Annotated in this window: 22 protein-coding genes; 16 read left to right on the plus strand and 6 right to left on the minus strand. The window is 61.6% G+C overall.

Going from position 1 to position 24553, the window contains the following annotated elements; translation table 11 throughout:
- The 3 genes from OP495_RS10175 to OP495_RS10185 form a co-directional block, all read left to right on the plus strand.
- Window positions 1–573, plus strand: a 573-nt coding sequence (locus OP495_RS10175) for an electron transfer flavoprotein subunit alpha/FixB family protein (protein ID WP_280568931.1), incomplete at its 5' end; no start/stop codon positions are given.
- Complete coding sequence (locus OP495_RS10180) at window positions 563–1366, plus strand: electron transfer flavoprotein subunit beta (protein WP_280561841.1); 804 nt, start codon at window positions 563–565, stop codon at window positions 1364–1366. The genes OP495_RS10175 and OP495_RS10180, both read left to right, overlap by 11 nt.
- Before the next feature lie 148 nt (window positions 1367–1514).
- On the plus strand, window positions 1515–2450 hold the full coding sequence (locus OP495_RS10185) for an ABC transporter substrate-binding protein (protein WP_280568934.1): 936 nt from the start codon (window positions 1515–1517) through the stop codon (window positions 2448–2450).
- Between the two features lie 26 nt (window positions 2451–2476).
- Here OP495_RS10185 and OP495_RS10190 read toward each other — a convergent pair whose 3' ends face one another.
- Window positions 2477–3298, minus strand: a complete 822-nt coding sequence (locus tag OP495_RS10190) for an alpha/beta hydrolase fold domain-containing protein (RefSeq protein ID WP_280568937.1) — start codon at window positions 3296–3298, stop codon at window positions 2477–2479.
- Between the two features lie 40 nt (window positions 3299–3338).
- Window positions 3339–4502, minus strand: a complete 1164-nt coding sequence (locus tag OP495_RS10195; RefSeq protein ID WP_280561836.1) for an MFS transporter — start codon at window positions 4500–4502, stop codon at window positions 3339–3341.
- A 269-nt stretch (window positions 4503–4771) separates the two neighbouring features.
- Between OP495_RS10195 and fdhA the strand changes: the two genes are divergently transcribed.
- From fdhA to OP495_RS10235, 8 genes are all read left to right on the plus strand, one after another.
- Window positions 4772–5965, plus strand: coding sequence for a formaldehyde dehydrogenase, glutathione-independent (gene fdhA / locus OP495_RS10200; RefSeq protein WP_280561835.1), 1194 nt, complete (start codon window positions 4772–4774; stop codon window positions 5963–5965).
- Window positions 5966–6058: 93 nt separating this feature from the next.
- The gene (locus tag OP495_RS10205; RefSeq protein WP_280568948.1) at window positions 6059–6259 is read left to right on the plus strand and encodes a molybdopterin dinucleotide binding domain-containing protein; all 201 of its coding nucleotides are present in this window, start codon (window positions 6059–6061) and stop codon (window positions 6257–6259) included.
- A gap of 141 nt (window positions 6260–6400) precedes the next feature.
- Complete coding sequence (locus OP495_RS10210; RefSeq protein ID WP_280568950.1) at window positions 6401–7651, plus strand: sarcosine oxidase subunit beta family protein; 1251 nt, start codon at window positions 6401–6403, stop codon at window positions 7649–7651.
- Between the two features lie 12 nt (window positions 7652–7663).
- A complete protein-coding gene (locus OP495_RS10215; protein ID WP_280561831.1) occupies window positions 7664–8074 on the plus strand; it encodes a sarcosine oxidase subunit delta in 411 nt (136 codons plus the stop codon).
- On the plus strand, window positions 8071–11130 hold the full coding sequence (locus OP495_RS10220) for a sarcosine oxidase subunit alpha family protein (protein WP_280568952.1): 3060 nt from the start codon (window positions 8071–8073) through the stop codon (window positions 11128–11130). The genes OP495_RS10215 and OP495_RS10220 overlap by 4 nt, the downstream gene beginning before the upstream one ends.
- On the plus strand, window positions 11123–11797 hold the full coding sequence (gene soxG / locus OP495_RS10225; protein WP_280568955.1) for a sarcosine oxidase subunit gamma family protein: 675 nt from the start codon (window positions 11123–11125) through the stop codon (window positions 11795–11797). Before OP495_RS10220 ends, soxG begins: the two co-directional genes overlap by 8 nt.
- Window positions 11784–12650, plus strand: coding sequence for a formyltetrahydrofolate deformylase (gene purU / locus OP495_RS10230; protein ID WP_280561827.1), 867 nt, complete (start codon window positions 11784–11786; stop codon window positions 12648–12650). Before soxG ends, purU begins: the two co-directional genes overlap by 14 nt.
- 152 nt (window positions 12651–12802) lie before the next feature.
- Entirely contained in the window at window positions 12803–13051 is a 249-nt protein-coding gene (locus tag OP495_RS10235) for a hypothetical protein (RefSeq protein WP_280561826.1), read from the plus strand.
- Between the two features lie 77 nt (window positions 13052–13128).
- Here the strand turns inward: OP495_RS10235 and OP495_RS10240 are convergent, their stop codons facing one another.
- Window positions 13129–14415: an aromatic ring-hydroxylating dioxygenase subunit alpha gene (locus OP495_RS10240; protein ID WP_280561825.1), complete on the minus strand. Its 1287-nt coding sequence runs from the start codon at window positions 14413–14415 to the stop codon at window positions 13129–13131.
- 283 nt (window positions 14416–14698) lie between these two features.
- Here OP495_RS10240 and OP495_RS10245 point away from each other — a divergent pair, with 283 nt between their 5' ends.
- Entirely contained in the window at window positions 14699–15805 is a 1107-nt protein-coding gene (locus OP495_RS10245; RefSeq protein WP_280568957.1) for a hybrid-cluster NAD(P)-dependent oxidoreductase, read from the plus strand.
- A 33-nt stretch (window positions 15806–15838) separates the two neighbouring features.
- Here OP495_RS10245 and OP495_RS10250 read toward each other — a convergent pair whose 3' ends face one another.
- Window positions 15839–16492 (minus strand): cation transporter, encoded by a 654-nt coding sequence (locus tag OP495_RS10250; protein WP_280561823.1) that lies wholly within the window; start codon window positions 16490–16492, stop codon window positions 15839–15841.
- Window positions 16493–16658: 166 nt separating this feature from the next.
- Here OP495_RS10250 and OP495_RS10255 point away from each other — a divergent pair, with 166 nt between their 5' ends.
- Window positions 16659–18962: a CehA/McbA family metallohydrolase gene (locus tag OP495_RS10255; RefSeq protein ID WP_280568960.1), complete on the plus strand. Its 2304-nt coding sequence runs from the start codon at window positions 16659–16661 to the stop codon at window positions 18960–18962.
- A gap of 165 nt (window positions 18963–19127) precedes the next feature.
- Here the strand turns inward: OP495_RS10255 and OP495_RS10260 are convergent, their stop codons facing one another.
- Entirely contained in the window at window positions 19128–20360 is a 1233-nt protein-coding gene (locus OP495_RS10260; protein WP_348521307.1) for an MFS transporter, read from the minus strand.
- 80 nt (window positions 20361–20440) lie between these two features.
- Between OP495_RS10260 and OP495_RS10265 the strand changes: the two genes are divergently transcribed.
- On the plus strand, window positions 20441–21418 hold the full coding sequence (locus OP495_RS10265; RefSeq protein WP_280568963.1) for an AraC family transcriptional regulator: 978 nt from the start codon (window positions 20441–20443) through the stop codon (window positions 21416–21418).
- 60 nt (window positions 21419–21478) lie between these two features.
- Here the strand turns inward: OP495_RS10265 and OP495_RS10270 are convergent, their stop codons facing one another.
- Window positions 21479–21958: an HPP family protein gene (locus OP495_RS10270; RefSeq protein ID WP_280568965.1), complete on the minus strand. Its 480-nt coding sequence runs from the start codon at window positions 21956–21958 to the stop codon at window positions 21479–21481.
- 105 nt (window positions 21959–22063) lie between these two features.
- Between OP495_RS10270 and OP495_RS10275 the strand changes: the two genes are divergently transcribed.
- Both OP495_RS10275 and OP495_RS10280 read left to right on the plus strand, forming a co-directional pair.
- A complete protein-coding gene (locus OP495_RS10275) occupies window positions 22064–22654 on the plus strand; it encodes a TetR/AcrR family transcriptional regulator (RefSeq protein ID WP_280568968.1) in 591 nt (196 codons plus the stop codon).
- 159 nt (window positions 22655–22813) lie between these two features.
- Window positions 22814–24535, plus strand: a complete 1722-nt coding sequence (locus tag OP495_RS10280; RefSeq protein ID WP_280568971.1) for a thiamine pyrophosphate-dependent enzyme — start codon at window positions 22814–22816, stop codon at window positions 24533–24535.
- Window positions 24536–24553 lie beyond the last annotated feature (18 nt).

A 24553-nucleotide genomic window follows, 5' to 3' on the forward strand; every position in this document is an offset into this window, starting at 1 on the left:
GGTGCGGCCGGATCGCTGGACATTCGGCGCCCCTTGCCGCGTCTCGCCCTGGCCCTGGCCGAATGTGCCGAGCCGGTCAGCGAAACGCGTCACACCGCTGCCGAACTGGCCTTGCCTCAGCCGTTGCCGTCGACCTTGTCGCGCATTCAGGATCTCGGCCAGGTGAGTGTCGACCCGTCAGGCGTGGCGCTTTCCGAGGCGGAATTCATTCTCTCTGCCGGCAATGGCGTCAAGGATTGGCAAGGGTTTCACCATGCTGCCGAGGTGTTGGGGGCCACCAAGGGCGCCTCACGCGTGGCGGTGGATGATGGTTTCATGGCCCGTGACCGTCAGGTGGGCGCCACCGGCACCTGGGTGACGGCGCGGGTCTATGTGGCCGTGGGTATCAGCGGCGCCATCCAGCATCTGCAGGGTATTCAGACCTGCGACAAGGTGGTAGCGATCAACATGGATCCCGGTTGCGACATGATCAAGCGCGCCGATCTTGCGGTAATCGGGGACTCGACTCAAATACTCGAGGCGTTGGTCACCCTGGTGGCTCAGGCACGAGAGGAGAAACGCGATGCAGCCTGAATCGGCCATGACGCCAGAACTCGAAGTGACGGTGCTGGTTTCCGTCGGTCGCCACCCGCTAACGGGAAGGGCGCGGCGTGCCGACCAGGATGCTCGGGGCGTGGAACTGGCGCGCTCCCTGGCGGATGCCCAGGTACGTCTGTTACATGCCGGCCTGCGGGATGAAAGTAGCGAAGCGGCATTACGCGGCTATCTGGGCATGGGCTTCACCGAGCTGGCGCTGCTTGAGCAGCCCGAGAGCGCCGATATACTCCCTGCGCTTGCCGAGGCTCTGGATGCGACGTCGCCGCATCTGGTGATCGCCGGTGAACGTGCCGAGCGAGGCGAAGGGTCGGGCCTGTTGCCCTATCTGTTAGCAGAGCGCCTTGGTTGGCCTCTGATAAGCGGTCTGGCGGCGGTGGAAAGCGTCGAGGACGGCATGGCGACCTTGCTGCAGGCCTTGCCGCGAGGTCAGCGGCGGCGACTCAAGGTCCGCCTGCCCGTCATCGTCACCGTCGACGATGCAGCCCCCACGCCGCGCCAGAGCGCCTATGGGCCGGCGCGACGCGGCGCGTTCGAAGCGACGGCAGGACCGGTGAGCGATGATGAAGAGTGGGCTGCATGGCAAGTGCAACCCGCGCGCCAGCGTCCCAAACGCCTCAAGATCGTCAAGGCCGCCTCGGCACGAGACCGCTTCAAGGCCGCCGCTGCCAAGGCCGAAGGCGGCGGCGGGCAGGTGCTGACGGACGTGACCCCGACCCAGGGCGCTGAGGCGATCCTGACGCTACTGCGCGAAGAAGACGTGTTGCGTTGAGGCTCGCATCGCTCCAGTAGGGTGGCGCCAGGCGTCGATGCAAGTTCATGTTAGACGCTTGGCGTGTATTTTTTGTCGTTTTATGGCAATAGTTCATCATTAAGTTGCGCAGAGTAAGAGGGTTACTAGTAACCAATGGAGTCCTCTTATGCGCAAGATGCCATTTCGCCATTCGCTTGCCTTGTTGCCGTTGGCGTGGATCGCTGCCGGACCGGTGCAAGCTGATCTCGATACCGTACGCTTCGGTGTACCGCCGTGGCCGGGGGTGACGGTCAAGTCGGAGGTTGCGTCGCAACTTCTTGAGGCGATGGGATATCACACCGAGCAAAGCGAGTTGGCGGTTGGCGTCATCCTCAATGGTCTGACCAGCGACGATCTCGACGTCTATCTTGGTGGCTGGTACCCCATTGAGGAAGAAATGGTCGAGCCGCTGGTGGCCGACGATAAAGTGGTCAAGCTTACCAAGAACATCGACGATGCCAATTCGGGGCTGGTGGTGCCGGAATACGTCCACGAAGCGGGCGTCGATAGTGTCGCCGATCTCGCCCAGTACCGGGAACGTTTCGATGGCGAGATACAAGGCATCGAGGCAGGTACAGGCATCAACGATGCGATTCTGGCGGCCATCGACGACGATAAAGTGGGGCTCGGTGACTGGGAGCTGCGAGAGAGTTCGACCTCGGCGATGCTCGCCTACGCCGACCAGCGCATCGCCAATCGGGAGTGGGTGACGTTCGTCGGTTGGGAGCCGCACTGGATGAACGTCAGCTACGATCTTTATTACCTCAAGGACGATAACGATAGTGGTGTCGCCGAGATCAAGAGCACGGTCTGGACCGTGGTGCCGCCCGAGCTTCAAGCGGAGGATGCCAATCTCTATCGTTTCCTGTCGCAGTATCGGATCTCGATCGAGGATCAGAACGACTGGATCTACGAGTACAGTCATGAGGAACGTCCCGCCGACGAAGTCGCCAGCGAGTGGATCCGCAACCACTACGATACCGTAGCCCAGTGGCTCGAAGGCGTGACCACCAAGGCGGGCGAGCCGGCCATCGATGCAGTCAAGGCACAACTGGGAAGTTGACGGTCGGGCGAGATGACAGGTAAGGCCTAGGCGTCGTCCAGGCGCGCCCGCAGCGCCTGACAGAAATCCTGCCAGGCGGCGGTCATGTCGGGCAGCTCGGCGTGGCCGTGCAGTGCCGAATGCACCATGTTTGGCGCGCAGCGGTAGCCGACCGAGGCACCGGCTGCACGCCAGCGTTCGATGGCCTGCTCCAGTGGCCGCGTCAGTGGGTCGTGCTCCACTGCCAATGCCTCGATGCGCATGGCGGGTGGGGCATGTGGGTCGAGCTTGGGCACGTCGTTAGCGGCCATCTCCCACAACGAGAGAATATCCGCGCACGAGAGCAGCGGGGCGTCCGGGCCCAGAGTCTCGGCTGTCGGCGTGCCCACCAGCGGATAAATCACGCCCAGGAGTCCTGACCACGGGCTAGTACCCGCGATGTCGAGTGCCAGGCGGCCGCCAGCGCTATCGCCGAGCACGGCGACGGGCGCGAGCGCTGCCACCACCATGTGGCAATCGTCCAGTGCCTCACCGTAGTGCGCCTCCGGCAGCAAGCGGTAGTCGACGCTGACGACCTCGCGTTCGAGCCGCTCGGCGAGATCGGCGGTGATCCCGTGGTGGCTCTTCGCCGATCCCAGATTCCAACCACCGCCATGCATATAGACGATACACTCGCCCACGGTCTGTGCCGGCAGGAAGCGGCGTACGGCGACACCGGCCACAACGTCGTCGTTGACCTGCATGCCCTCCGGGTCGGTTGGACGATATTCGGCATGCAAACGCTCGTAGATGCGCCGACGTTCGCCAAGCGGGGCATCGGCGTAATCGTCGATCAGCGCCAGACGCCGAATGAACGACTCGATCTGCATTCGAAAGCTCCTCCTATATCTCCACTCATGCTATCCCTGACTAGGGTTTCCTTTCCATGTGCTCGGGCAGGCCGCTGGCCAGGAAGATGCTGATTACACCGCCGCCCAGGGCGATCCACAGTGGCGCGGCGGGCGCCCAAAGCGCGGCGATCGGCCCCAGAAGCATCACGCCGAGAGCCGCCAGTGCGTTGGCCAGGCCCAGCGCCATGCCCGACCCCAGCGAGCGGTTCTCGGGCAGGATGTCCTGGGCAATGAGGATACCCAGCGGCAAGGTCGCGAACAGGCTGATGCCCAGCACGCCGAGCACGATCCACAGCCAGATGCCTTCGGCCAACAGGAAAGCCGTCAGCATGATGACCGAGACGCTCATGGCGACGATCAATACCGGGCGGCGACCGAAGCGATCCGAGAGTCGCCCGCCGCCGAGATTGCCGATCACACCAACGACCATCAGGACGGTGATGAAACTGGCGCCGGTGGTCAGGTCGCCGCCGCCCTGGGCCCACATCAGTGGCACATAGGTCACGACCGAGAGAATCATTAGCGAGCGTAGCGTGGAAAATGCCACCAGCCGCGATAACGGGCCGGCATGCAGACGCCAGGCGATGGGGGTGGCATCCGTGGCGCGTGGCGGCAGACGTGGCGCCCAGTGCAGCATGAACGGCAGCGTGACGAGCGCGGGCAGGGCGAGCAGCCACAGATACCCTAGGCCCCACTGCACTACCACCCAGCTCGCCAGGGCCGGCCATACGCCGCGTCCCACCTCGCCGCCGACCATGAAGATCGACATCGCGGTCCCCGGGCGCTCGCCACCCAGACGACGAATGCCGGCCAGTGCCTGGGGATGGAAGAAGGCGTTGGAGATTCCAATCAACAGCAGGGTGCCGAGCAGAGGCCAGAAACCCGAGGCGAAGCCTACCAGGGCGCCGCCCAGCGACGAACCGGCGAGCCCCAGGGCGACCATGACACGACCACCGACACGGTCGGCGAAAATTCCCACTAGTGGTTGCAGCGCCTGGCCCATCAACAAGGCCGCCATGATCGTACCCGCTAGTGCCACGGATAGATTGAGCGAGATCAAAATCGCTGGTAGTACGCCCGGTAGATAATTGGCGGCGCCGTCGTTGAGAAAATGCGCCCAGCTCATGCCGGTCAGGCGAGCAGGCTGGGAACGAGACGAGGTGGCGGCGGTCGAGGCCTCCATGGCGAACTCCGGTGGCGAATGGGTGGCAGATACGCTCCGGGGTAGGGCGTATTTCGATCATTGCTTGAATAGCACGCCCCTGGAGCCGGAACAAGTCGCGCTTATGGTAAGGGCGCGAACGATAAGCGAGGCTGCGGTTGGCATGGCAATGTCTCTTTTGAGCATGGCGATGACTCGCTGGGAACAGTACGCGCCAGCAAGAGGGCTATGGTCGAAGAGTGGCGTTGACGCCACGACGCCTCTCACTACGAAACCAAAGGATAATAGCCATGAGTGCAGCCAACCGCGGCGTGATCTACATGGGCGCCGGCCATGTAGAGGTCCAACCGATCCCTTTTCCCGAACTGGCGCTGGGCAATCGCAAATGCGAGCACGGCGTGATTCTCAAGGTCATCACCACTAATATCTGTGGCAGCGACCAGCACATGGTACGCGGACGTACCACCGCACCGAGCGGCATGGTACTCGGGCACGAAATCACCGGCGAAGTCGTCGAGTGCGGGCGTGACGTCGAGTTCATCGGCGTCGGCGATGTCGTTTCGGTGCCTTTCAACATCGCCTGCGGGCGTTGCCGCAACTGCAAGGAAGGCCAGACAAGTATCTGCCTCAACGTCAATCCCGCGCGTCCGGGTGCCGCCTATGGTTATGTCGACATGGGCGGCTGGGTCGGTGGCCAGACCGAATACGTCATGGTGCCCTATGCGGACTTCAATCTGTTGAAGTTCCCCGACCGCGATATCGCCATGGATAAGATCCGCGATCTGACGTTGCTATCCGATATCTTCCCCACCGGCTTTCACGGCTGCGCCACCGCCGGCGTCGGCCCTGGCAGCACCGTCTACATCGCCGGGGCCGGCCCGGTCGGCCTGGCCGCAGCGGTTTCCGCCCAACTACTGGGTGCCGCCTGCGTCATCGTCGGCGATATGAACCCGCAGCGTCTCGGTCAGGCCGAAAGCTTCGGCTGCGAGACCCTGGACCTGCGCCAGGACACGCCGATGGCCGATATGCTGGAACCTATCCTTGGCGCGCGCGAAGTGGACAGTGCGGTGGATGCAGTAGGCTTCGAGGCGCGCTGTCATGGCCATAACCACGCGCATGAGCAGCCCGCCACGGTGCTCAATGCCTGCATGGACGTCACCCGAGCTGGTGGCCAGATCGGCATCCCGGGACTGTACGTCACCGAAGACCCCGGCGCCGAGAGTCAGGAAGCCCAACATGGCAACCTCTCGATGCGTCTTGGCCAGGGCTGGGCCAAGTCCCACTCCTTTCATACCGGCCAGTGCCCGGTAATGAAGTACCACCGGCAGCTGATGCAGGCGATCCTGTTCGACAAGGTGAACATCGCCGATGCGGTCAATGTCGAGGTCATCTCCCTGGACGACGCGCCGCGCGGATATGCGGACTTCGACGGTGGCGTGGCCAAGAAATTCGTCATCGACCCGCACGGCAGCGTAGCCGCTTGAGCGGCATTGAATGGCCCCGGCACGAGACCGGGGCTAACATGCAACGAGGCGCCTGTCGCAAGACAGGCTGGCCAAACCCCGGGGCTGCTCTTGATGGCGCCCCATCCCGCCGGAAAGCGCATTCGAATCCCATTGATGCAGCAAGGCATGGTGTTCGTGCCTTTCTGCTATCTGGAAGCGGCGGCCAATATCCTGACCAACTCGGCGATCGACCCTTTCGGCAAGATTCCCGAGTTCAAGTATGCCGCCAGCCGTTTGCATCGCGGCGAGGTGTCGACGGAGCTTGATGGCTGATCCGAGTCGGTGTGTCGCAAACGCATCCGGCCGTGACGTTTGCAAGCACTCCATCCAAGGGGCGACAGGGCTACCATCGCGGCATGTAAAGACACGTCGTCGTGCCAGTCCAGAGCACGGGGGCCGCGGAGGGGAGAGGGTATGCAACGTTATTCAGGCTTCGGGCTCGTCAAGCACGCGCTGCGTCACCACGAGGGTTGGCAACGCCAATGGCGCAATCCTACGCCCAAGCCGCGCTACGACGTGATCATCGTCGGCGGCGGGGGGCATGGCTTGGCGACCGCTTACTACCTGGCCAAGGAGCACGGCATCACCAATGTCGCGGTGGTGGAAAAGGGCTGGTTGGGTGGCGGCAATACCGCGCGCAACACGACCATCGTGCGCTCCAACTATCTATGGGATGAATCGGCGGCACTCTACGAGCATGCCATGAAGCATTGGGAGGGGCTCTCGCAGGAACTCAATTACAACGTCATGTTCTCCCAGCGTGGCGTGTTGAATCTGGGCCATACGCTGCAGGACATGCGTGATATTCAGCGCCGGGTCAATGCCAACCGCCTCAATGGTATCGATGGTGAAGTGCTCGACGCCGAGGGCGTTCAGTCGTTGGTGCCGATCATGGACTGCTCGAAGCGTGCTCGGTATCCGGTCATGGGCGCTTCCTGGCAACCACGCGCCGGCGTGGCTCGCCACGATGCCGTGGCCTGGGGCTACGCCCGCGCCGCCGACGCGCTGGGTGTCGATCTTTTGCAGAATACCGAAGTCACCGGCTTCAAGATTCGCGACGGGCAGATCCAAGGCGTGCACACCAATCGCGGCGACATCGAGGCCAAGACCGTTGGCTGCGTGACAGCGGGCAATTCCAGCGTGATGGCGGGTATGGCCGGTCTCAATCTACCGCTGGAATCGCATCCATTGCAGGCATTGGTTTCCGAGCCGCTCAAGCCGGTGCTGGATACCGTGGTGATGTCCAATCACGTGCACGGCTATATCAACCAGTCGGATAAGGGCGATCTGGTTATCGGTGCGGGCATCGATGGCTACAACGGCTACGGTCAGCGGGGCAGCTATCCCACCGTCGAACATACCTTACAGGCCATCGTCGAGATGTTCCCGATCTTCTCCCGGGTACGCATGAACCGCCAGTGGGGCGGCATCGTCGATACCTGCCCGGATGCCTGTCCGATCCTTTCCAAGACGAAGATCAAGGGGCTCTACTTCAACTGCGGTTGGGGGACGGGCGGTTTCAAGGCGACGCCAGGATCGGGGCATGTGTTCGCCGCGAGTTTGGCCAAGGGCGAGATGCACCCCATCGCCGCGCCGTTTTCCATCGACCGTTTCCACAGCGGGGCGTTGATCGATGAGCATGGCGCCGCTGGCGTCGCGCACTAAGGGAGAGCCATCATGTTCCATATCTATTGCCCCTACTGCGAAGAATTGCGCGAGGAAGAGGAATTCCATCCCAAGGGCCAGGCGCACATCGCACGCCCCGAGGAGCCGGACACCTGCAGCGACGAGGAATGGGGCGATTATCTGTTCTTCCGCGACAATCCGCGCGGCATCCATCACGAGATGTGGCTGCACGCAGTGGGCTGCCGCAAGTTCTTCAACATCACGCGCAATACCGTGAGTTACGAGATCCTCGAAACCTACAAGATGGGCGAACAGCCGACGATCACCGCCGAGCATCTGGCGCGTGAGGAAAAAAACGCGCGTGAGGAAAAAACCAATAATGCGCAGGTTGCCGAAGGCGGCCAGCAGACCGTAGGTGCCAGCGACGCCGCCGTGGCGTCGGTCAAGGGAGCGCAGGCATGAGCCAGACAGCATCACAGCCCAACCGCCTGGCGCAAGGCGGCCAGGTCGATCGCACGCAGGCGTTGACTTTCACTTTCAACGGTCATACATACACCGGCCATCCCGGCGATACCCTGGCCTCGGCCTTGCTGGCCAATGGTGTGGATCTGGTCAATCGCAGCTTCAAGTACTCGCGCCCGCGCGGCATCGTCGCGTCCGGCGCGGAAGAGCCTAACGCGGTGGTCCAGTTGGGCGCGACGGAGGCGACTCAGGTGCCCAACGTACGGGCGACCCAGCAGGCGCTGTACGACGGCCTGGTTGCGCGTAGCACCAACGGTTGGCCTGACGCGCAGCGCGACATCATGCGCTGGATCGGCAAACTGGGCAGCCCGTTCATGCCGCCGGGGTTCTATTACAAGACCTTCATGGCACCGGCGTCGATGTGGATGACCTATGAAAAATTCATCCGCAAGACGGCCGGTCTGGGGCGCAGCCCGACACAGTCCGATCCGGATATCTACGATCACATGCATCGGCATTGCGACATGCTCATCGTCGGCGCTGGCCCCGCAGGCTTGAGCGCGGCGTTAACGGCGGCGCGTGCCGGGGCACGGGTGATTCTCGCCGACGAACAGGAGGCGATGGGCGGCTCGCTGCTCGATACGCGCGAGACACTGGACGATCAACCCGCCGCGCAATGGCTGAAGACGACACTGGCGGCGCTGGCGGAACACGACAACGTCACCTTGCTGCCGCGTACCACTGCGCATGGTTATCATGATCATCATTTCGTGACCCTCCACGAACGCCGCACCGAACACCTGGGCGATAGTGCCCCGTCCAAGGCCGGTTACCGCCAGCCGCGCTCACGGCTACACCGGGTACGCGCCGGGCAGGTGATCCTGGCGACCGGCGCTCATGAGCGTCCGTTGGTGTATGCCAACAACGATGTCCCCGGCAATCTGCTGGCAGGGGCGGTGTCGACCTACATTCGCCGCTACGGCGTGGTGCCCGGCGAGAAGATGGTGCTTTCCACCAGCAACGACCACGCTTATCGCGCCGCATTGGATTGGCAGGAAGCTGGACGCGAAGTGGTCGCCATCGTCGATGCCCGCACGGCCCCGCAGGGCGATCTCGTTGCGCAAGCCAAAGCGGCAGGCATCCGTGTCATTACCGGCAGCGCCGTGCTCGAAGCCAAGGGGGCGCAGCGCGTCTCGGCGGCACGTGTGGCGGCCATCGACGTGGACGCCTTCAGGGTCACCGGAAAGGTCGAGACGCTTGAATGCGACACCATCGCCAGCTCCGGCGGCTACAGTCCGGTGATTCACCTGGCCTCGCATACCGGTGCGCGTCCGGTCTGGAGCGATGCCATCATCGGTTTCGTGCCTTCGACCGTGGCGGGTGTCGCCGCGAGTGGTGGCGCGCGTGGCGTTTATCCACTGGATGAGGTGCTGGCGGACGGCGTCGAGGCCGGCGTTAACGCGGCCACGGCACTGGGATTCGATGTCACCGTTGACGATGCGGACCTGCCGCAGGTCGCGTCGCGCCATGAGGGCCCGGTCTGCGCGCTGTTCCAAGTGCCACATGAGAAAGCGACGCTGCGTGCACCCAAGCAGTTCGTCGATCTGCAGAATGACGTTACTGCTTCCGCCATCGAAGTGGCGACGCTCGAAGGGTTCGAATCCATCGAGCACGTCAAGCGCTACACCGCCATGGGCTTCGGTACCGACCAGGGCAAACTGGGTAATATCAATGGCATGGCGGTCACCGCGCGCTGCCTGGGGCAGAGCATTCCCGAAACCGGTACCACGGTATTCAGGCCCAACTACACGCCGGTGACCTTCGGTGCCGTGGTCGGTCGTCACTGCCGCGAGCTCTTCGACCCCGAGCGCTACACGCCGATGCAGGCCTGGCATGTCGCCCGAGGCGCTGAGTTCGAGGATGTCGGGCAGTGGAAACGCCCTTGGTACTATCCACGCAAGCGCGCCGATGGCGGGCTCGAAAGCATCGGGGAAGCGGTTGCCCGCGAATGCCGCGCGGTTCGCGAGGGCGTGGGCATTCTCGACGCCTCGACGTTGGGCAAGATCGATATCCAGGGGCCGGATGCTCGCGAGTTTCTGGGTCGCATCTACACCAACAAGTGGCAGAAGCTGGCGCCTGGTCGCGTGCGCTACGGACTGATGTGCGGCGATGACGGCATGGTGATGGATGACGGTACCACCAGTTGCCTGGCCGAGAATCACTTCCTGATGACCACCACCACGGGCAACGCCGCACCGGTGTTGGAATGGCTCGAACTTTGGCACCAGACCGAATGGCCGGAACTCGATGTGTACTTCAACTCGGTCACCGATCACTGGGCGACGATGACCGTGACCGGCCCCGAGGCGCGCAAGCTGCTCACCGACTTGACCGATATCGACCTCGATCGTGAGGCGTTCAAGTTCATGGACTGGCGCGAGGGGCACGTAGCTGGCGTACCTGCGCGGGTGTTCCGTATCTCCTTCACCGGGGAACTGGCCTTCGAGATCAACGTCCAGGCGCATTACGCCATGCACGTCTGGGAGGCGTTGTTCGCACGCGGCGAGGCCTTCGATCTGACCCCCTATGGCACGGAAACCATGCACGTCCTGCGCGCCGAAAAGGGCTTCATCATCGTCGGCCAGGACACCGATGGTTCAGTGACGCCCGAGGATCTCGGCATGCACTGGGCTATCGGCTACGACAAGCCGTTCCCGTGGGTTGGCAAGCGGGCGCTGACGCGTGCCGATACGCGCCGCGAAGGGCGCAAGCAGCTCGTCGGCCTCAAACCCAAGGACGCGAGCGTGGTACTGGAAGAGGGCGCCCAGATCGTCTTCGAGCCAAATCACGCCATTCCCATGCCCATGGTGGGCCATGTCACCTCCAGCTATTACAGCCCCACGCTGGAAAGCGGCTTCGCGCTGGCAGTGGTCAAGGGCGGGCATCAACGCATGGGCGAGAGCGTTTACTTGCCCATGGTCGATGGCCGTGTGCATGAAGCCGAAATCGTCAGCACCCAATTCGTCGATCCCAAGGGAGAGCGCCAGCATGTCTAACTCGGTCCATGTCTACGACGCCCGCACCGATCACGCTACCGTTACCGCCGAGTCGCCGCTGGCGTATTCCTTCCAGCGCAGCGGTATGCCCGCGCCCGGAGACGCGTCTGGAGAGGAAAGCCGTGCGGTGATTGGCGAACGAGCATTCCTGGGGCATCTCATCCTGCGCGGCGGAGCCATCGTGCTCGACGAGGCATTGCGCGAGGTGCTCGGTATCGGCCTGCCCGGGCGTCCCAATTCGCTCACCGTGGACGCCGATGGTCAGCGCTCCGTGCAATGGTTATCGCCCGATGAATGGTTGCTGATCGTCCCCGGCGACGAGACCTTCGGTCTCGAGACGCGGCTGCGTGCACATCTTGGCGGGGCGCATGTCGCCATCGTCGACGTCAGCGCGGGGCAGACGCTGATCGAGCTCTCCGGGGAGGCGGCGCACGAAGTCCTGATGAAGTCGACGGTCTATGATGTCGACCCGCATACGTTCACGGTGGGCAAGGGCGTGACCACGCTCTTCGCCAAGACCAGCGTCATTCTACGTCGCCCGGACGCGTCGCGCTGGGAGCTCATCGTACGGCGCAGCTTCGCCGACTACGTGTATCGCTGGCTGCTGGATGCCGGCGAGGAATATGGCATTGGTGTCGCTCGAGAAAGCCGCCATGAGCCGCAGTGACGATACCTGGATCATCGCTGCGCAGTGCCCCAGCCGCCTGGGCACCGTGGATGTCGTGACCCGCTTCCTCAAGGAGCGCGAGTGCTACATCACCGAACAGCAGTCATTCGATGACCGCCTGGGCGAGCGATTCTTCATCCGTACCGAATTTCGGCCTCTGGCCTCCGATTTCGATGCCGAGGCCTTCCAGGCCGACTTCGCGACCCGGGCCTTCGAGTTCGAGATGGATTTCGAACTGACCCCGCCCGAGCGTCGCACGCCGGTGGTGATCATGGTCTCCAAGGCGGATCATTGCCTGCACGACCTGCTGTATCGCTATCGTACCGGGCAGTTGCCGTTGGATATTCGCGCGGTGATCTCCAATCACCCCGATCTCGAATCCTTGGTAGCCGGACATGGACTGCCATACCACCATTTTCCGGTCACGCCCGAAACCAAGGCGGCGCAGGAAGCTCGCGTCCTCGAGGTGATCGAAACCACCGGCGCCGAGCTTGTGATCCTGGCGCGCTACATGCAGGTACTTTCCAGTGAGATGTGCGCGCGTCTAAGCGGGCGCGCGATCAATATCCATCACTCGCTATTGCCGGGATTCAAGGGCGCCAAACCGTATCATCAGGCCTATGAAAAAGGCGTCAAACTGGTCGGTGCCACCGCGCACTACATCAACGACGATCTCGACGAAGGCCCGATCATCACCCAAGGCGTGGAGCCGGTCAGTCATGCCGATTATCCCGAGGATCTGGTGGCCAAGGGGAAAGACATCGAATGCTTGACCCTGGCGCGGGCGGTATCGCTTCATCTGGAGCGCAGGGTGTTTTTGCATGCCAAGCGCACCGTGGTGTTCAAGCGCTGACGATGCGGGGGCGGGCATTTTGCCACCGCTCTCCTAAACTTTGATAACGCCGGTGGCGATAGGCGTTCACGACAGTGATTGCCCACAACACCACCATCGCGGTCGCGGCCGGTGACACATACCGGCGTGCCGTCACTCGAGGAGGGTAAGACATGATGCTCGCGGAACTGATCGACGGCGACGACTTTCGTCAACGCCTGCAAGCGCTGGGCGTGCGCATCCCCGACGGTGCTTGCCCCGAAACCTGTGCCCGCATGGCGGCATGCAAGCACAACGAAGTCGGCGTAGAAGGCTTGCCCGAAGCCATTCACGACATGCTGCAGCACAGCGATGAAATGCTGCCGTCGGTACGCCAGGCAATCGACACCCACCTACTGCCTCGCCTGCGAGCGAACGAATAAATAAAGCAACCAACGTCCACCGCCGCGCCGGTATCGGCGCGGCGGTGGTGTACATTGCTAGCGCATGATGTCAGGGGTCAGCCCTGTACGACCTGCAACGAGGGCGTCTCTGCTTCCAGGTAGGAGAGCAGGGTTTCGCTATACCAGTCGACGAAGTCGATCACGCCGAACTCGTAAGTCTCGGAGTAGGGGCCGGGCTGGTAGGCGATGGAGTTGATGCCGCGCTGGTTCTCCTCCGCCAGTTGCCGGTCCTGATCGTTGGTGGCGTCCCACACCTTGCGTAGCCATTGCGGGTCGTAGTCGACGCCTTCCTGGGCATCTTTGCGGACTAGCCACTTGGTGGTCACCAGGGTCTGTTGCGGGCCCAGTGGTAGCACCCGGAAGACCACGGCATGATCGCCCATGAAATGGTTCCAGGAATTAGGCAGGTGCAAAATGCGCAGCGAGCCCAGATCGGGACTCGTCAAGCGTCCCATCAACTTTCCGCAGCCAGGCTTGCCGTCCATGGTCATCGACATGACGCCGTCGATCATCGGCGTGCGAGTCAGGCGTTGGCGCTTGCCGAAGTACTTGAGCTCCCAGGGCACCTGCAGGCTTTCCCAATGCGCTTGCTGGCGGGCGACCAGTTCGCGATAGGCAGGCGTGGCACGTGGGTCGTCGGTGTCGTCGTACTCGATCAGCGAGTTGAGCAGCTCCGGGTGGGCACCGTTGCAGTGATAGCACTCGCGGTTGTTCTCGATCACCAGCTTCCAGTTGGCCTGCTCGACGATGCTGGATTCCGCCGCGACCTTGACGTTGTCCATCTCGTAAGGCGCTAGGTACTCATCCAGTGTCGCTAGAAAGTCGTCGATGGCCGGTGGCTGGTCGGCGAGGCTGATGAAGATGAAACCGCCGGCGCTCTTCACTGCCACCGGCTTGAGGCCATGAGCTGAAAGATCGAAATTTTCGCCCATGTCCTGCCCGGCGAACAGCAGGCGGCCGTCGAGTTCATAAGTCCATTGATGATAGGGGCAGACCAGCTTGGCGACCTTGCCTTTCTCCTGTGTGCACAGCCTTGATCCACGGTGGCGGCAGACGTTGTGGAAGGCATGCAGCGTGCCTTGATCGCCACGTACGACGATGATGGGGTTGTCGCCGATCTGTACGGTCAGGTAATTACCCTTGGTGGGTAGCTCGCAGGTCATGCCGACGAACAGCCACTCATGGGTGAAGATTTCCTGCATATCCAGCGCGAACACGCGCGGATCATTATAGAAGGGTTGCGGCAGCGAATACGTGCGCCGACGCTGGCGAAGCATGTCGGCGGTCGCGTCACGCGCGGCGGCCAAGGGATCGTCGAGTGCGGATGTAGCGAGCAGATCCATGAAGGCATCCTCTTCGTGCGCCGTGTCGGATAACGGAGGCGCCATGACATTGAGTGAGTGTGCTTGAGAGGCGTGAGTGACACGGAGTGTGGCGTATTGCTACCAGTGGGGATTGTCTGCCCGCGACATTGGCCGATGCCGTGACGACGTCAGTTGGCGGTTGCCCTCGTGATGGCGGCTGGAGCAGGCATGCGCGTGTCGTTGGCAGGCAAGTGGTCGGTGCGGGGGGCGCCCACAATGCGCCTGACAGTCAGATACCGCCGTGCGACCGGGTAGCCATCTTATGACCTTGAACTATTTCAATCCCGTCAATACCCAGACCTGGACCAATGGGCGCCATAATGTGCGTTGCGTAAAGGTCATCCAGGAAACCTGGGATGTGCGCACCTTCTGCTTCATGGCCGATCAGCCAGTGCTGTTCTTCTTCAAGCCCGGGCAATTCGTGACACTGGAACTGGAGATCGATGGCGAGCCGATCATGCGCTCCTACACGATTTCCAGCTCCCCCTCGGTGCCCTATAGCTTCTCGATCACGGTCAAGCGTCTTCCCGATGGACGCGTTTCCAACTGGCTACATGATAACCTGCAGGTCGGCAGCGAGTTGGTCGTTCACGGGCCGGTGGGGGATTTCAACGTCATCGACTACCCCGCCGACAAGGTGCTCATGCTTTCCGGCGGGGTCGGTGTCACCCCCTTGATGTCGATGACGCGCTGGTTTTTCGATACCAACGCCAATGTCGACCTACAGTTCGTGCACAGCGCACGCGAGCCACGCGACATCATCTTTCACCGCGAGCTGGAACATATCTTCTCTCGGATCCCCGATTTCCGGCTGCATATCGTCTGTGAGCGCGGCGATGAAAACGGTGTGGCCTGGGCGGGATTCCGTGGCTATCTGGCGCAGTCGATGCTCGAGTTGATGGTGCCGGATTACCTGGAGCGCGAAATCTTCTGCTGCGGCCCCACACCGTACATGAAGGCCGTCAGGCAGGTGTTGCAGAGCAACGGCTTCGACATGAGCCACTATCACGAGGAGTCGTTCGGGGCCACGCCCGCCGATGTCCGGGCGGATGTGGAAGAACTCGCCGAGCAGGCCGAAGCGGAATTGGAAGCGGTCGACACCGCCGACATGCTGCAGGTCGAATTCAGTAATAGCGGCAAGAGTATTCGCATTCTGCCTGAGGAGACCGTGCATTCTGCCGCCGCCAAGCTCGGTCTACACATCCCCAAGGCCTGCGGGATGGGCATCTGCGGAACTTGCAAGGTCAAGAAGCTCTCGGGCGACGTCAATATGGAGCACAACGGCGGCATTACCGAGGACGACGAAGCGGACGGTTACATCCTGAGCTGCTGCAGCACGCCCAGGAGCAACGTCGCTATCGAGTTCTGAAGAAGAGGGAGTAATGACCCGGCGAGGAACCGTTCAACGAGGTTCGGTGGACGGCATGCCGGGTCTTTCTTTCGCGTGCGCTTGACGCAGCTCGCCACGCGCCTGGCGGGCGATCTTCCAGCCGCCGGACAGCGAGAGAAACGCGAATACCCCACCGACGATCAAGTCGGGCAGGGCGGTGCCGCTGCCGAATACACCCAGCGCGGCGAGCAGCACGGCACCGTTGCCGATGACATCGTTGCGCGTGCAGATCCACACGCTGCGCATGTTGCTGTCGCCCTCGCGATAGCGCATCAACAGCAAAAGCACCGCGAGATTGGCGATCAGTGCCAAAAGCCCCACTGCGCCCATGGTCGGCGCGTCCGGATAACTGCCCGCTATTAGATTATGCAGCGTCACTCCCAGTACAACGACGCCGAAGCCTGCCAGCGTCGCGGCCTTGATGAGTGACGCGCGAGCACGCCAGATCAGGCCCATGCCCAGTACGCCGAGGCTGATGGCGTAATTCGCCGCGTCGCCGAGAAAGTCGAGCGAATCGGCCATCAGCGAAGTCGAATCCGCCTTCATCCCCGCCAGCATCTCGAAGCCGAACATCACCGCGTTGACCAGCAGTGCTATCCACAGTACGCGCCGGTAACGCGATGTCGATTGTGGTGGAGGGGAAGAAGGACCGCAGCAGCATGCCATTAGAGACCTCGTATCGTTTGTCGATCAATATGCCCTGATTTTACAACCCTAAAGTGGGCTCCAGGGCAAGCGCTCTTTCACAGATGAGCGTAATTTGAACGAGAAATCAAAATTATGAATAATGGAAAAGACAATCTTGGATAATAATTCAATATTAGAGGGGCTCATGACACGTTCAAGATGGAACCTCTTGCCGCTGGCGGCACTGACCTTGGGCGCTGCCTCACTGACGCAGGCCGATGTCAGCGTGACGCGCGGCGCAACCGACATTCCCGATGGCGAGGCCTCTCACGTCGAGGACATTACCGTCGCCAACGACAAGCTGGCCTTCGCGCTGGCCGTCGAGTCACGGCCGCCCTGGGGCGTGCCGCGTGGCACATTGGTCGACTTGGCGGCGGTAAAAGGCGGCGAGATCGACCTCGACCGCGTTGCCTTCGCCGATTTCATTCCCAACAACTGGTCTGCCTGGCCCAACGACGGCAAGAACGTCGAAGTCGTCGATAAGTCGCCCGAGCGCGCGGTGGTCCGCGTTAGCCGCAACTTCGGCGAGGCGATGGTCACCACCACCTACACGCTGGATGCCGACAGCGACCGAGTGCATCTGGAAACGGTGCTCGACAACCAGGGCGACGAGCCGTTGGACGCCATTCGCTCCGGCTTCACGCTGTGGCCGGATACTGGCTATCTGTTCGGCGTACCCGGCCTGGGCGACGCCAAGGAGACCGAAGCCAGCGACGCACTCACCGACCGCATGGTCGCTTACGACCAGGATTGGGCCTTCGCCCTGCATGCGCCATATTTTGATCGCATCAACTACGAAGGCCAGGACATGTACCTGGAACACAGCCTGAAAGCCGGCGAGTCGCGCCGTTTCGAAGGCTGGTTGCAGGTGGTGCCGGAAGGCGATCTGGTGCCGGTGGTTGCCAACGAGATCGAACGCAAGAATCTCGATAGCGGCGAGATTCATGGTCGGCTAAGTGATGGCGACGGCGAGGCGCCCGCCAATGGTCTGGTGATGGTCGAGAAAGAAGGCGCGCCTTACGCTTGGACGTTGGCCGACGATGGCAAGTTCTCGATGCCGCTGCCGGCGGGCAAGTACCAGGCTTACGCCACTGCGGAAGGCTTTGCCAACTCCGAGCCGGTCGAACTGAATGTCACCGACGGCAGCGAGCGCGAGCTGATCTTCGACGACATGCGCGGTCCCGGCACCTTGTCGCTGGATATTCGCGGCGCTGACAATGACACCCCGCGCGACGCACGCCTGACGATTCTCGAAGGCCAGCAGCCGCCGGTGGAATTCCTCGGTAAGCAGACCTTCTTCACCGAACTGGACCCGGCCGGGCATGCCGAGCTCAAGCTGGCGCCCGGCGATTACCGCTTGGGCGTCAACGCCGGCGCCGGTTTTACGGCCCGCGAGAAAACGCTGGATGTCAGTCTTGAGACCGGCGAAGAAATCGACAGGACCATTGAGATCGAGCGTCTCGTCGAACCCAACGACGAACACTGGTATGGCGCCGATCTGCACCATCACGCCAATGTGCTGGAAGGCACTACACCGCCGGACATGGTGGTGCGTGCACAGTTGGCCACGGATCTCGATCTGACCTTCATCAGCGATCACGATTCCACTGCCAATCACGCTACCTTCCGCAAGCTCTCCGCCGAGCGCGGCGTGCCGTTCATACCCTCCATCGAGATTTCGCCCTCGTGGGGCCACATGAACCCGTTCCCCATCGAAATGAACGGTGAGCTCAAGGTCGATCCCGGTACCGATGACGTGCAAGACATCCTCAAAGACGCGCGCCGCCTGGGTGCCGAGGTGATTCCCATGAATCATCCGTACAACGCCTATGGTTATCTGCAGAACTTAGGCGCTGGCAAGGTACCCGGCGGCTTTACCACCGGCTTCGACCTGCTCGAGCTCAACGCCGAGGTGGATAACGCGCCGACCTTGAAGGCCGCGCATCGCTTGTGGGATCAAGGCACGCGCATGTACTTCACGGCGGGCACGGATACCCACGATGCCTGGAACGACCTCACCGGTCGCATCCGCATGATGGGCCACGTGCCCGGTGAGTTGAGCCCGAGCACCTTCGCTCGTGCCCTCAAGGATGGCCACGGCTACGCGACCCAGGGGCCGCTGCTGTTTCCCGAGAACCACATGTTCGGCGACAGCCTACGTCTGGTGGAAGACGCCAAGGGCGAATGGACCCTGAACGCCACCGCCGTCAACGGCCTCAAGGAAGCGCGCTTGATCGGCCAGGGAGGCGAAGTGCTTGCCACGCAATCCCTCGACGGCACTGACGCGACGTTGACCTTCGATATCCCCGGCGACGCCAACGGCTGGGTCGCTCTCGAAGTCGACGATGCCGATGGCGATACTGCCTGGACGAACCCGCTGTGGCTCGAACGTTCTAGCAAGACCGATTATCTTGGTAATAAAGACGGCGCCGACGAGGAAGACGCCTGATCCCGCTATCCGGCCCTCGTCACCACAACCACGATAACGCGTCGTCAAACCCCCTGCTCAAAGGGGCTTCAAGGGAATGCCACGCCTTCGGGCGTGGCTTTTTTGTGGGCGGTCGGGGAGGGCCGTCAACCGTGCTGTTTCTCGATTGACGGATGCTTGTCTGCTTTATTGGCAGGCTACCGCGACGGCATCATCATCGGTGGAGACAGTCGGCTGCGTTCTCACGCCGACAAGCACCAGAGCGGCGGCAGCCAGCAATAGCGTGCCGGCCGTCGCGCACACTCCCAGCACGCCGCTGATATCGAACATCACCCCACCGACGGCGGCGCCCAGCGCGATCGCCAGCTGGATCGAAGCGACAATCAAACCGCCGCCGCTTTCTGCCTCATCCGGTACGACGCGGGTGATCCAGGTCGACCAGGCGACTGGCACGGCACCGAAGGCGAAGCCCCATAGGGCCACCATGAGGACATCGGTGCCCATTGAAATGCCGCCCAGCGTGGCCAACAGCCAGCCCAGCATGCCCATGATCAGCGGCATCAGCAGCAGTGTCAGTCGCAGGCTGCGCTCAAGTAGATAACCCGCGACCAACGTGCCGACGAAGTTCGCCACACCGAACGCCAGCAGGGTCGAAGAAAGCTCGTTGATGCCCATCCCGGACACGGCTTCGAGAAACGGACGAACATAGGTGAAAAAGGCGAAATGGCCGCAGAACACCAGCAGAATGGCGACGATGCCGACTGCCATGCCCGGCCGTTTTATTACACTCACCAACGTACCAAGGGGTGTCGGACGCTCAGGTGTCATCCGTGGCAGGGTGGCGTACTGCAGTATCAGCGTGAGTACTGAGAGCGCGGTCGCGAGAAGGAAAACGTTGCGCCAGCCAATCATGTCGCCGAGATAGCTGCCCAGCGCAGCGGCGCTAATGGTGGCGATGGGGACGCCGGTAAACAGCAGCGACAATGCGCGCGGAACGTCATGTTCCGCCACTAGCCGCATCACCGTGGCGGTCGACAGTGCCCAGAAGCCGCCCAGTGCCACACCGAGCAGTATCCGGCCGATCAGCAACCAGATCAGATGCGGGGCGAAGGCTACCACCAGGTTGGCCGCGATCATCAGCACGGAGAATCCTAGTAGCACGTGGCGCCGGTCGAGGCGTTGCGTCACGGACGTCACCAGCAAGCCGGATAGCAGCGCCACCACCGCCGTGACGGTAACGGCCTGCCCGGCTTGGCCTTCGCTGATCATGAGCGAATCCGCCATCGGGGTCAGCAGACTGGCCGGCAGGAATTCGGCCATCACCAGGCTGAAGACGCCCATCGTCAGCGAAAGCACGGCGACCCAGCGCGATGGCGTGGGCGACGCGTACGTCGAGCGTTGAGGTTCTTGCGTCGTCATTTCGATAGTTCCGATCAATACTTGGGATGGTGCATAGACTAAAGTATTATCTTAGGATCTCCTATCACTAAAGCACCGACATGATTGATCAAGAGTCCGAAATTTTTGCCGCTGACGGCGCTGGAGTGAGCTCCAGCGAATGGATCAACGAGCTGCTCCTCGGTATGCGCCTGTCGGGGTTGAACTATCGTCGTCTCCAGGTCGCACCGCCCTTCGGCATTCGTTTCGATACTCACTCCAGCTGCGCGCAATTTCACTTCGTCGCCCAAGGCCCCGTCATACTGCGGATCGGTGTAGAGGAACAGAGCCTGGAGACCGGCGATGCCGTACTTTTACCTCGGGGCGGCCAGCACTGTCTGCTTTCTTCGCCCGAAGTGAAGAGTCGCGATATCGAGCAGATCGACGCGCTGCCTTTATGTGACGATTTCAGTTGCGTCAATGAATGCCCGGACACGCTCGACGGTACGCCCCCGGTGCGACTTTTCAGCGGCTGCATGCAGTTCGATCTAGGCGGCATGCAGCCGCTGTTGACGCTGATGCCCGCCGTGATGCACGTCGACACGTTACTCTCGCGCTATCCCGAAATACTGCCGATGCTGGAAGCGATGGCGCGCGAGGCGAGTCTCGAGCGGGCTGGCGCCGCCGGCATTCTCTCGCGATTGGCCGACGTGGTAGCCGCTAGCATCGTGCGTGGCTGGGTCGAGTGTGGCTGCGCCGACATCGGTGGCTGGATCGAGGCGTTGCGCGACCCGCGCCTGGGCAAGGTCATCGCCGCCGTTCACCGCGAGCCCGGCGGCGATTGGACGGTCGCCGCCATGGCGGCGGAGATGGGCAGTTCGCGCTCGGTATTCGCCGAACGCTTCCGTGGCTCGCTGGGCGTGTCACCGCTCGGCTACGTCACCCAGCTTCGCATGCGTCTGGCTACGCAGTGGATCGCCGAGAAGCAATTATCGATCGATCAGGTCGCTTGGCGCCTAGGCTATGGCTCGCAGGCTGCCTTTAGCCGCGCGTTCAAACGCTCGACCGGACAGACGCCGGGAAAGTTGAGGCATGGCTAAGCGACCGCGCCAAGCATGGCAGCCGAGGCCGATTCGGAGCCTTGTGGTTGATTATGGGCCTCAGCGATGCGAGGCCGCCGGATATTCGTGACGGCTGACCAAGCGATGGTATAGCAAACCGAATCCTAATATGGCCAAGGCTCCCACTCCCACGGGAAAAACTAAAAACTGCCAAGACTGGCCGGTTAACATGATTACGAGCGGATTGGCGCCAGCGGGTGGGTGAGTGGTTTTGGTCATCAGCATGAAAAAGACCCCCAGCCCTACTGCGAGCCCCAGTGTCAGCGGCGACACGCCGAAGACATGCAGAATAACGACACCCACCGCGGAAGTGATGAGATGCCCAAACAGTATGTTACGGGGCTGGGCCAAAGGGCTTGAGGGTAAGCCGAATAAAATCACCATCGTCGCCCCAAACGGGGCCATTAACCACACTATCGATGTGTCGAGGTGTTCAAGATAGGCAAGTAGCGTGATGCATGCCATGGCGCCGAATCCCGCAACGGCGGCTGAAAAGATAGGTGGGAGAAGAGATTTCATGGGGGCGGCTCCTGATGCTGAATGTATACCGATCTGTCTACTTGCTTATGGTAGACAGATCGGTATACAAATATCAAGCTATGTTGATCCACCGGGAGCAAAGCTTTGTCTCAAGCAAACAACAGGTTGGAAAAGCGTGACCAACTGATCTCTACAGCATTTTCGCTTTTTTATCGCTATGGCATACATGCCGTCGGCATCAATCAGGTCATCGACGCGGCGGGCGTCGCAAAAAGAACGCTGTATCATCACTTCGATAGCAAAGAAGCATTGATCGCGGCGACGCTGGCGTATCGAGATCAACAATTCCGCATATGGCTTGAGGCACGCATTGAGCAGGTACCGCCAGGAGGGGGCGCGCTTTTAGCGGTATTCGATGCGCTGGATGACTGGTTCAACGAGCGTGACGAGGCCATCATGCCGTTTCACGGATGCTTCTTTATCAATACCTGCGCGGAATACACCGACCCACAGAACGTTCATCATCAGCAGTGCCAAACGCATAAGCGCCTTGTGCATGAGATGCTATTGCGTCATGCGTACCAGGTGAATGCCGAGAGAGCCGACGCATTATCTCAAGAACTCGTCTTTCTAAAGGAAGGCGCGATTGTCCAGGCGCATGTCATGGCGGACCCTCAAGCGGCTCTCGTTGCCAAGGGCGTAGCCAAACGTCTACTCCAGTCGTATACGACATAACTTGGTGCGCTCATGGCGCGTCTATGCGCTTATGCCGTCAAGCAACATTGGGCTTGGAGATAGACCTTCGTCGGGCATAGAGTAAGAGCAAGACGCCATGCATCGATGTGGCGATCACGTTTATGCGCCTCTCAAGGGCGCCAATGCGGAGGGAATCGCATGAGCAGTCACAGTAACGTGGCCGATATCATTGTCGAAACACTGGCGGATGCGGGCGCCAGGCGTTGTTACGGTGTCGTAGGCGACACCATCAATCATTTCACCGACGCCATTCGGCGCAGCGATGCCCTGGAATGGGTTCATGTGCGCCACGAGGAAGTCGGCGGCTTTGCGGCGGGCGGCGAAGCGTACATGACGCGCGAGCTGGCACTTTGCGCCGGCACTTGCGGTCCCGGCAGCCTGCATTTCGTCAATGGGCTGTTCGAGGCGCATCGTAGCGGCTCACCGGTGGTGTTGATCGCCTCCCAGGTCGCTACCCAGGACACCGGCATCGGCTTTCCGCAGGATGTCGATCCCGCGCCCATTTATGAGCAGTACAGCGTATTCTGCGAGTCGATCGTCAATCCCGATCAAGCGCGGCGCATGACCGCCTTGGCCGCACAGGCGGCCTTGGCTAACAACGGCGTGGCGGTGCTGGTCGTACATGGCGACATATTCACCCAGAAGCCGAGCCAGGACTTGCCGTTTCGCGCGCATCGCTTCGATCCCATCGTACGGCCCAACGCCGAGGAATTCGTCCCCGCCGTTAAACAGCTCAACCAGGGGGGCAAGATATCCATTTTTGCCGGGTTCGGCTGCGAGCACGCACGTAGCGAAGTCATGGCGCTGGCGGCCAAGCTCAACGCCCCGGTGGCTTGGACCTCGCGCGCCAAGGACTTCATCGAACCCGACAATCCCTTCCAGGTAGGGATGACCGGCGTATTCGGCCTGGCCGGCGGCTATCACGCCGTGTCCGAATGCGACACGCTTTTGCTGCTGGGCTGCAACTTCGCCTGGGGCCAGTTCTATCCCGAGAAGGCGACCATCATTCAGGTAGATATCGATCCGCAACAGATCGGCAAGCGTCACCCGGTGGATATCGGCCTGGTCGGCAGCGTGCGCGATACCTGTCTGGCGCTGGCGAAGATGGTCGATGAGCAGACCGATACTCGCTGGGTGGATAACTGCCGCAAGCAGTATTTGGACGCTCTGCAGCATGATGCTCACGAATCCAAGGACGACACGCTGATCCACCCCCAGGCGCTGACCCTGGCGCTCGACGAGCAGGGCGCCGATGATGCCATCTTCACGGCGGATGGCGGTAGCCCCATGGTCTGGATGTTGCGTCACATTCACGCCAACGGCCAGCGCCGTACGCTTTCCAGCCTCGTTCACGGCACCATGGCCAATGCCTACCCGCAGGCCATCGGTATTCAGAAGGCGTTTCCCGAGCGGCAGGTCATCGCCATGTGCGGCGATGGCGGTCTGACCATGCTGATGGGCGATCTTCTCACCCTCAAGCAAGAGAAGGTACCGCTAAAAATCGTCGTTTATAACAACAGCTCGCTGGGCTTCGTCGAACTCGAACAGAAGGTCGAAGGCCTGCTCGACAGCTACACTGACCTCGAGAATCCCGACTTCGATAAACTTGCGCAGGCCATGGGTATCTGGGGCAAACGCGTCGAGGAATCCCACGAACTCAAGCCCGCTATCACTGAATGGCTCAACCATGACGGTCCCGCGCTACTCGACGTCAAGGTCAACCGTATGGAGCTTGTCATGCCGCCCAAGGTAGCCGCCGGAGAAGTCGCTTCCACCGCGCTCTACTCCACTAAAGCCGTCCTCAACGGCCGCATGGAAGACGTCGTCGACCTCGTCAAAAGCAACTTCTTCAAGCGCTAAGCCGTCAAAAAGTTAATG

The sequence above is a fragment of the Chromohalobacter sp. 296-RDG genome (assembly GCF_029889885.1).
GTDB lineage: Bacteria > Pseudomonadota > Gammaproteobacteria > Pseudomonadales > Halomonadaceae > Chromohalobacter.

Excerpts from the sequence above, each read along its gene's own strand:
- OP495_RS10180 (WP_280561841.1), top strand. The coding sequence starts at position 563 with ATGCAGCCTGAATCGGCCATGACGCCAGAACTCGAAGTGACGGTGCTG.
- OP495_RS10205 (WP_280568948.1), top strand. The coding sequence starts at position 6,059 with ATGGCGCCCCATCCCGCCGGAAAGCGCATTCGAATCCCATTGATGCAG.
- soxG (WP_280568955.1), top strand. The coding sequence starts at position 11,123 with ATGTCTAACTCGGTCCATGTCTACGACGCCCGCACCGATCACGCTACC.
- OP495_RS10280 (WP_280568971.1), top strand. The coding sequence starts at position 22,814 with ATGAGCAGTCACAGTAACGTGGCCGATATCATTGTCGAAACACTGGCG.
- OP495_RS10190 (WP_280568937.1), bottom strand. The coding sequence starts at position 3,298 with ATGCAGATCGAGTCGTTCATTCGGCGTCTGGCGCTGATCGACGATTAC.
- OP495_RS10220 (WP_280568952.1), top strand. The coding sequence starts at position 8,071 with ATGAGCCAGACAGCATCACAGCCCAACCGCCTGGCGCAAGGCGGCCAG.
- OP495_RS10245 (WP_280568957.1), top strand. The coding sequence starts at position 14,699 with ATGACCTTGAACTATTTCAATCCCGTCAATACCCAGACCTGGACCAAT.
- OP495_RS10260 (WP_348521307.1), bottom strand. The coding sequence starts at position 20,360 with ATGACGACGCAAGAACCTCAACGCTCGACGTACGCGTCGCCCACGCCA.
- OP495_RS10240 (WP_280561825.1), bottom strand. The coding sequence starts at position 14,415 with ATGGATCTGCTCGCTACATCCGCACTCGACGATCCCTTGGCCGCCGCG.
- OP495_RS10255 (WP_280568960.1), top strand. The coding sequence starts at position 16,659 with ATGACACGTTCAAGATGGAACCTCTTGCCGCTGGCGGCACTGACCTTG.
- OP495_RS10265 (WP_280568963.1), top strand. The coding sequence starts at position 20,441 with ATGATTGATCAAGAGTCCGAAATTTTTGCCGCTGACGGCGCTGGAGTG.
- OP495_RS10195 (WP_280561836.1), bottom strand. The coding sequence starts at position 4,502 with ATGGAGGCCTCGACCGCCGCCACCTCGTCTCGTTCCCAGCCTGCTCGC.
- OP495_RS10270 (WP_280568965.1), bottom strand. The coding sequence starts at position 21,958 with ATGAAATCTCTTCTCCCACCTATCTTTTCAGCCGCCGTTGCGGGATTC.
- OP495_RS10250 (WP_280561823.1), bottom strand. The coding sequence starts at position 16,492 with ATGGCATGCTGCTGCGGTCCTTCTTCCCCTCCACCACAATCGACATCG.
- OP495_RS10235 (WP_280561826.1), top strand. The coding sequence starts at position 12,803 with ATGATGCTCGCGGAACTGATCGACGGCGACGACTTTCGTCAACGCCTG.
- OP495_RS10215 (WP_280561831.1), top strand. The coding sequence starts at position 7,664 with ATGTTCCATATCTATTGCCCCTACTGCGAAGAATTGCGCGAGGAAGAG.
- fdhA (WP_280561835.1), top strand. The coding sequence starts at position 4,772 with ATGAGTGCAGCCAACCGCGGCGTGATCTACATGGGCGCCGGCCATGTA.
- OP495_RS10185 (WP_280568934.1), top strand. The coding sequence starts at position 1,515 with ATGCGCAAGATGCCATTTCGCCATTCGCTTGCCTTGTTGCCGTTGGCG.
- OP495_RS10210 (WP_280568950.1), top strand. The coding sequence starts at position 6,401 with ATGCAACGTTATTCAGGCTTCGGGCTCGTCAAGCACGCGCTGCGTCAC.
- purU (WP_280561827.1), top strand. The coding sequence starts at position 11,784 with ATGAGCCGCAGTGACGATACCTGGATCATCGCTGCGCAGTGCCCCAGC.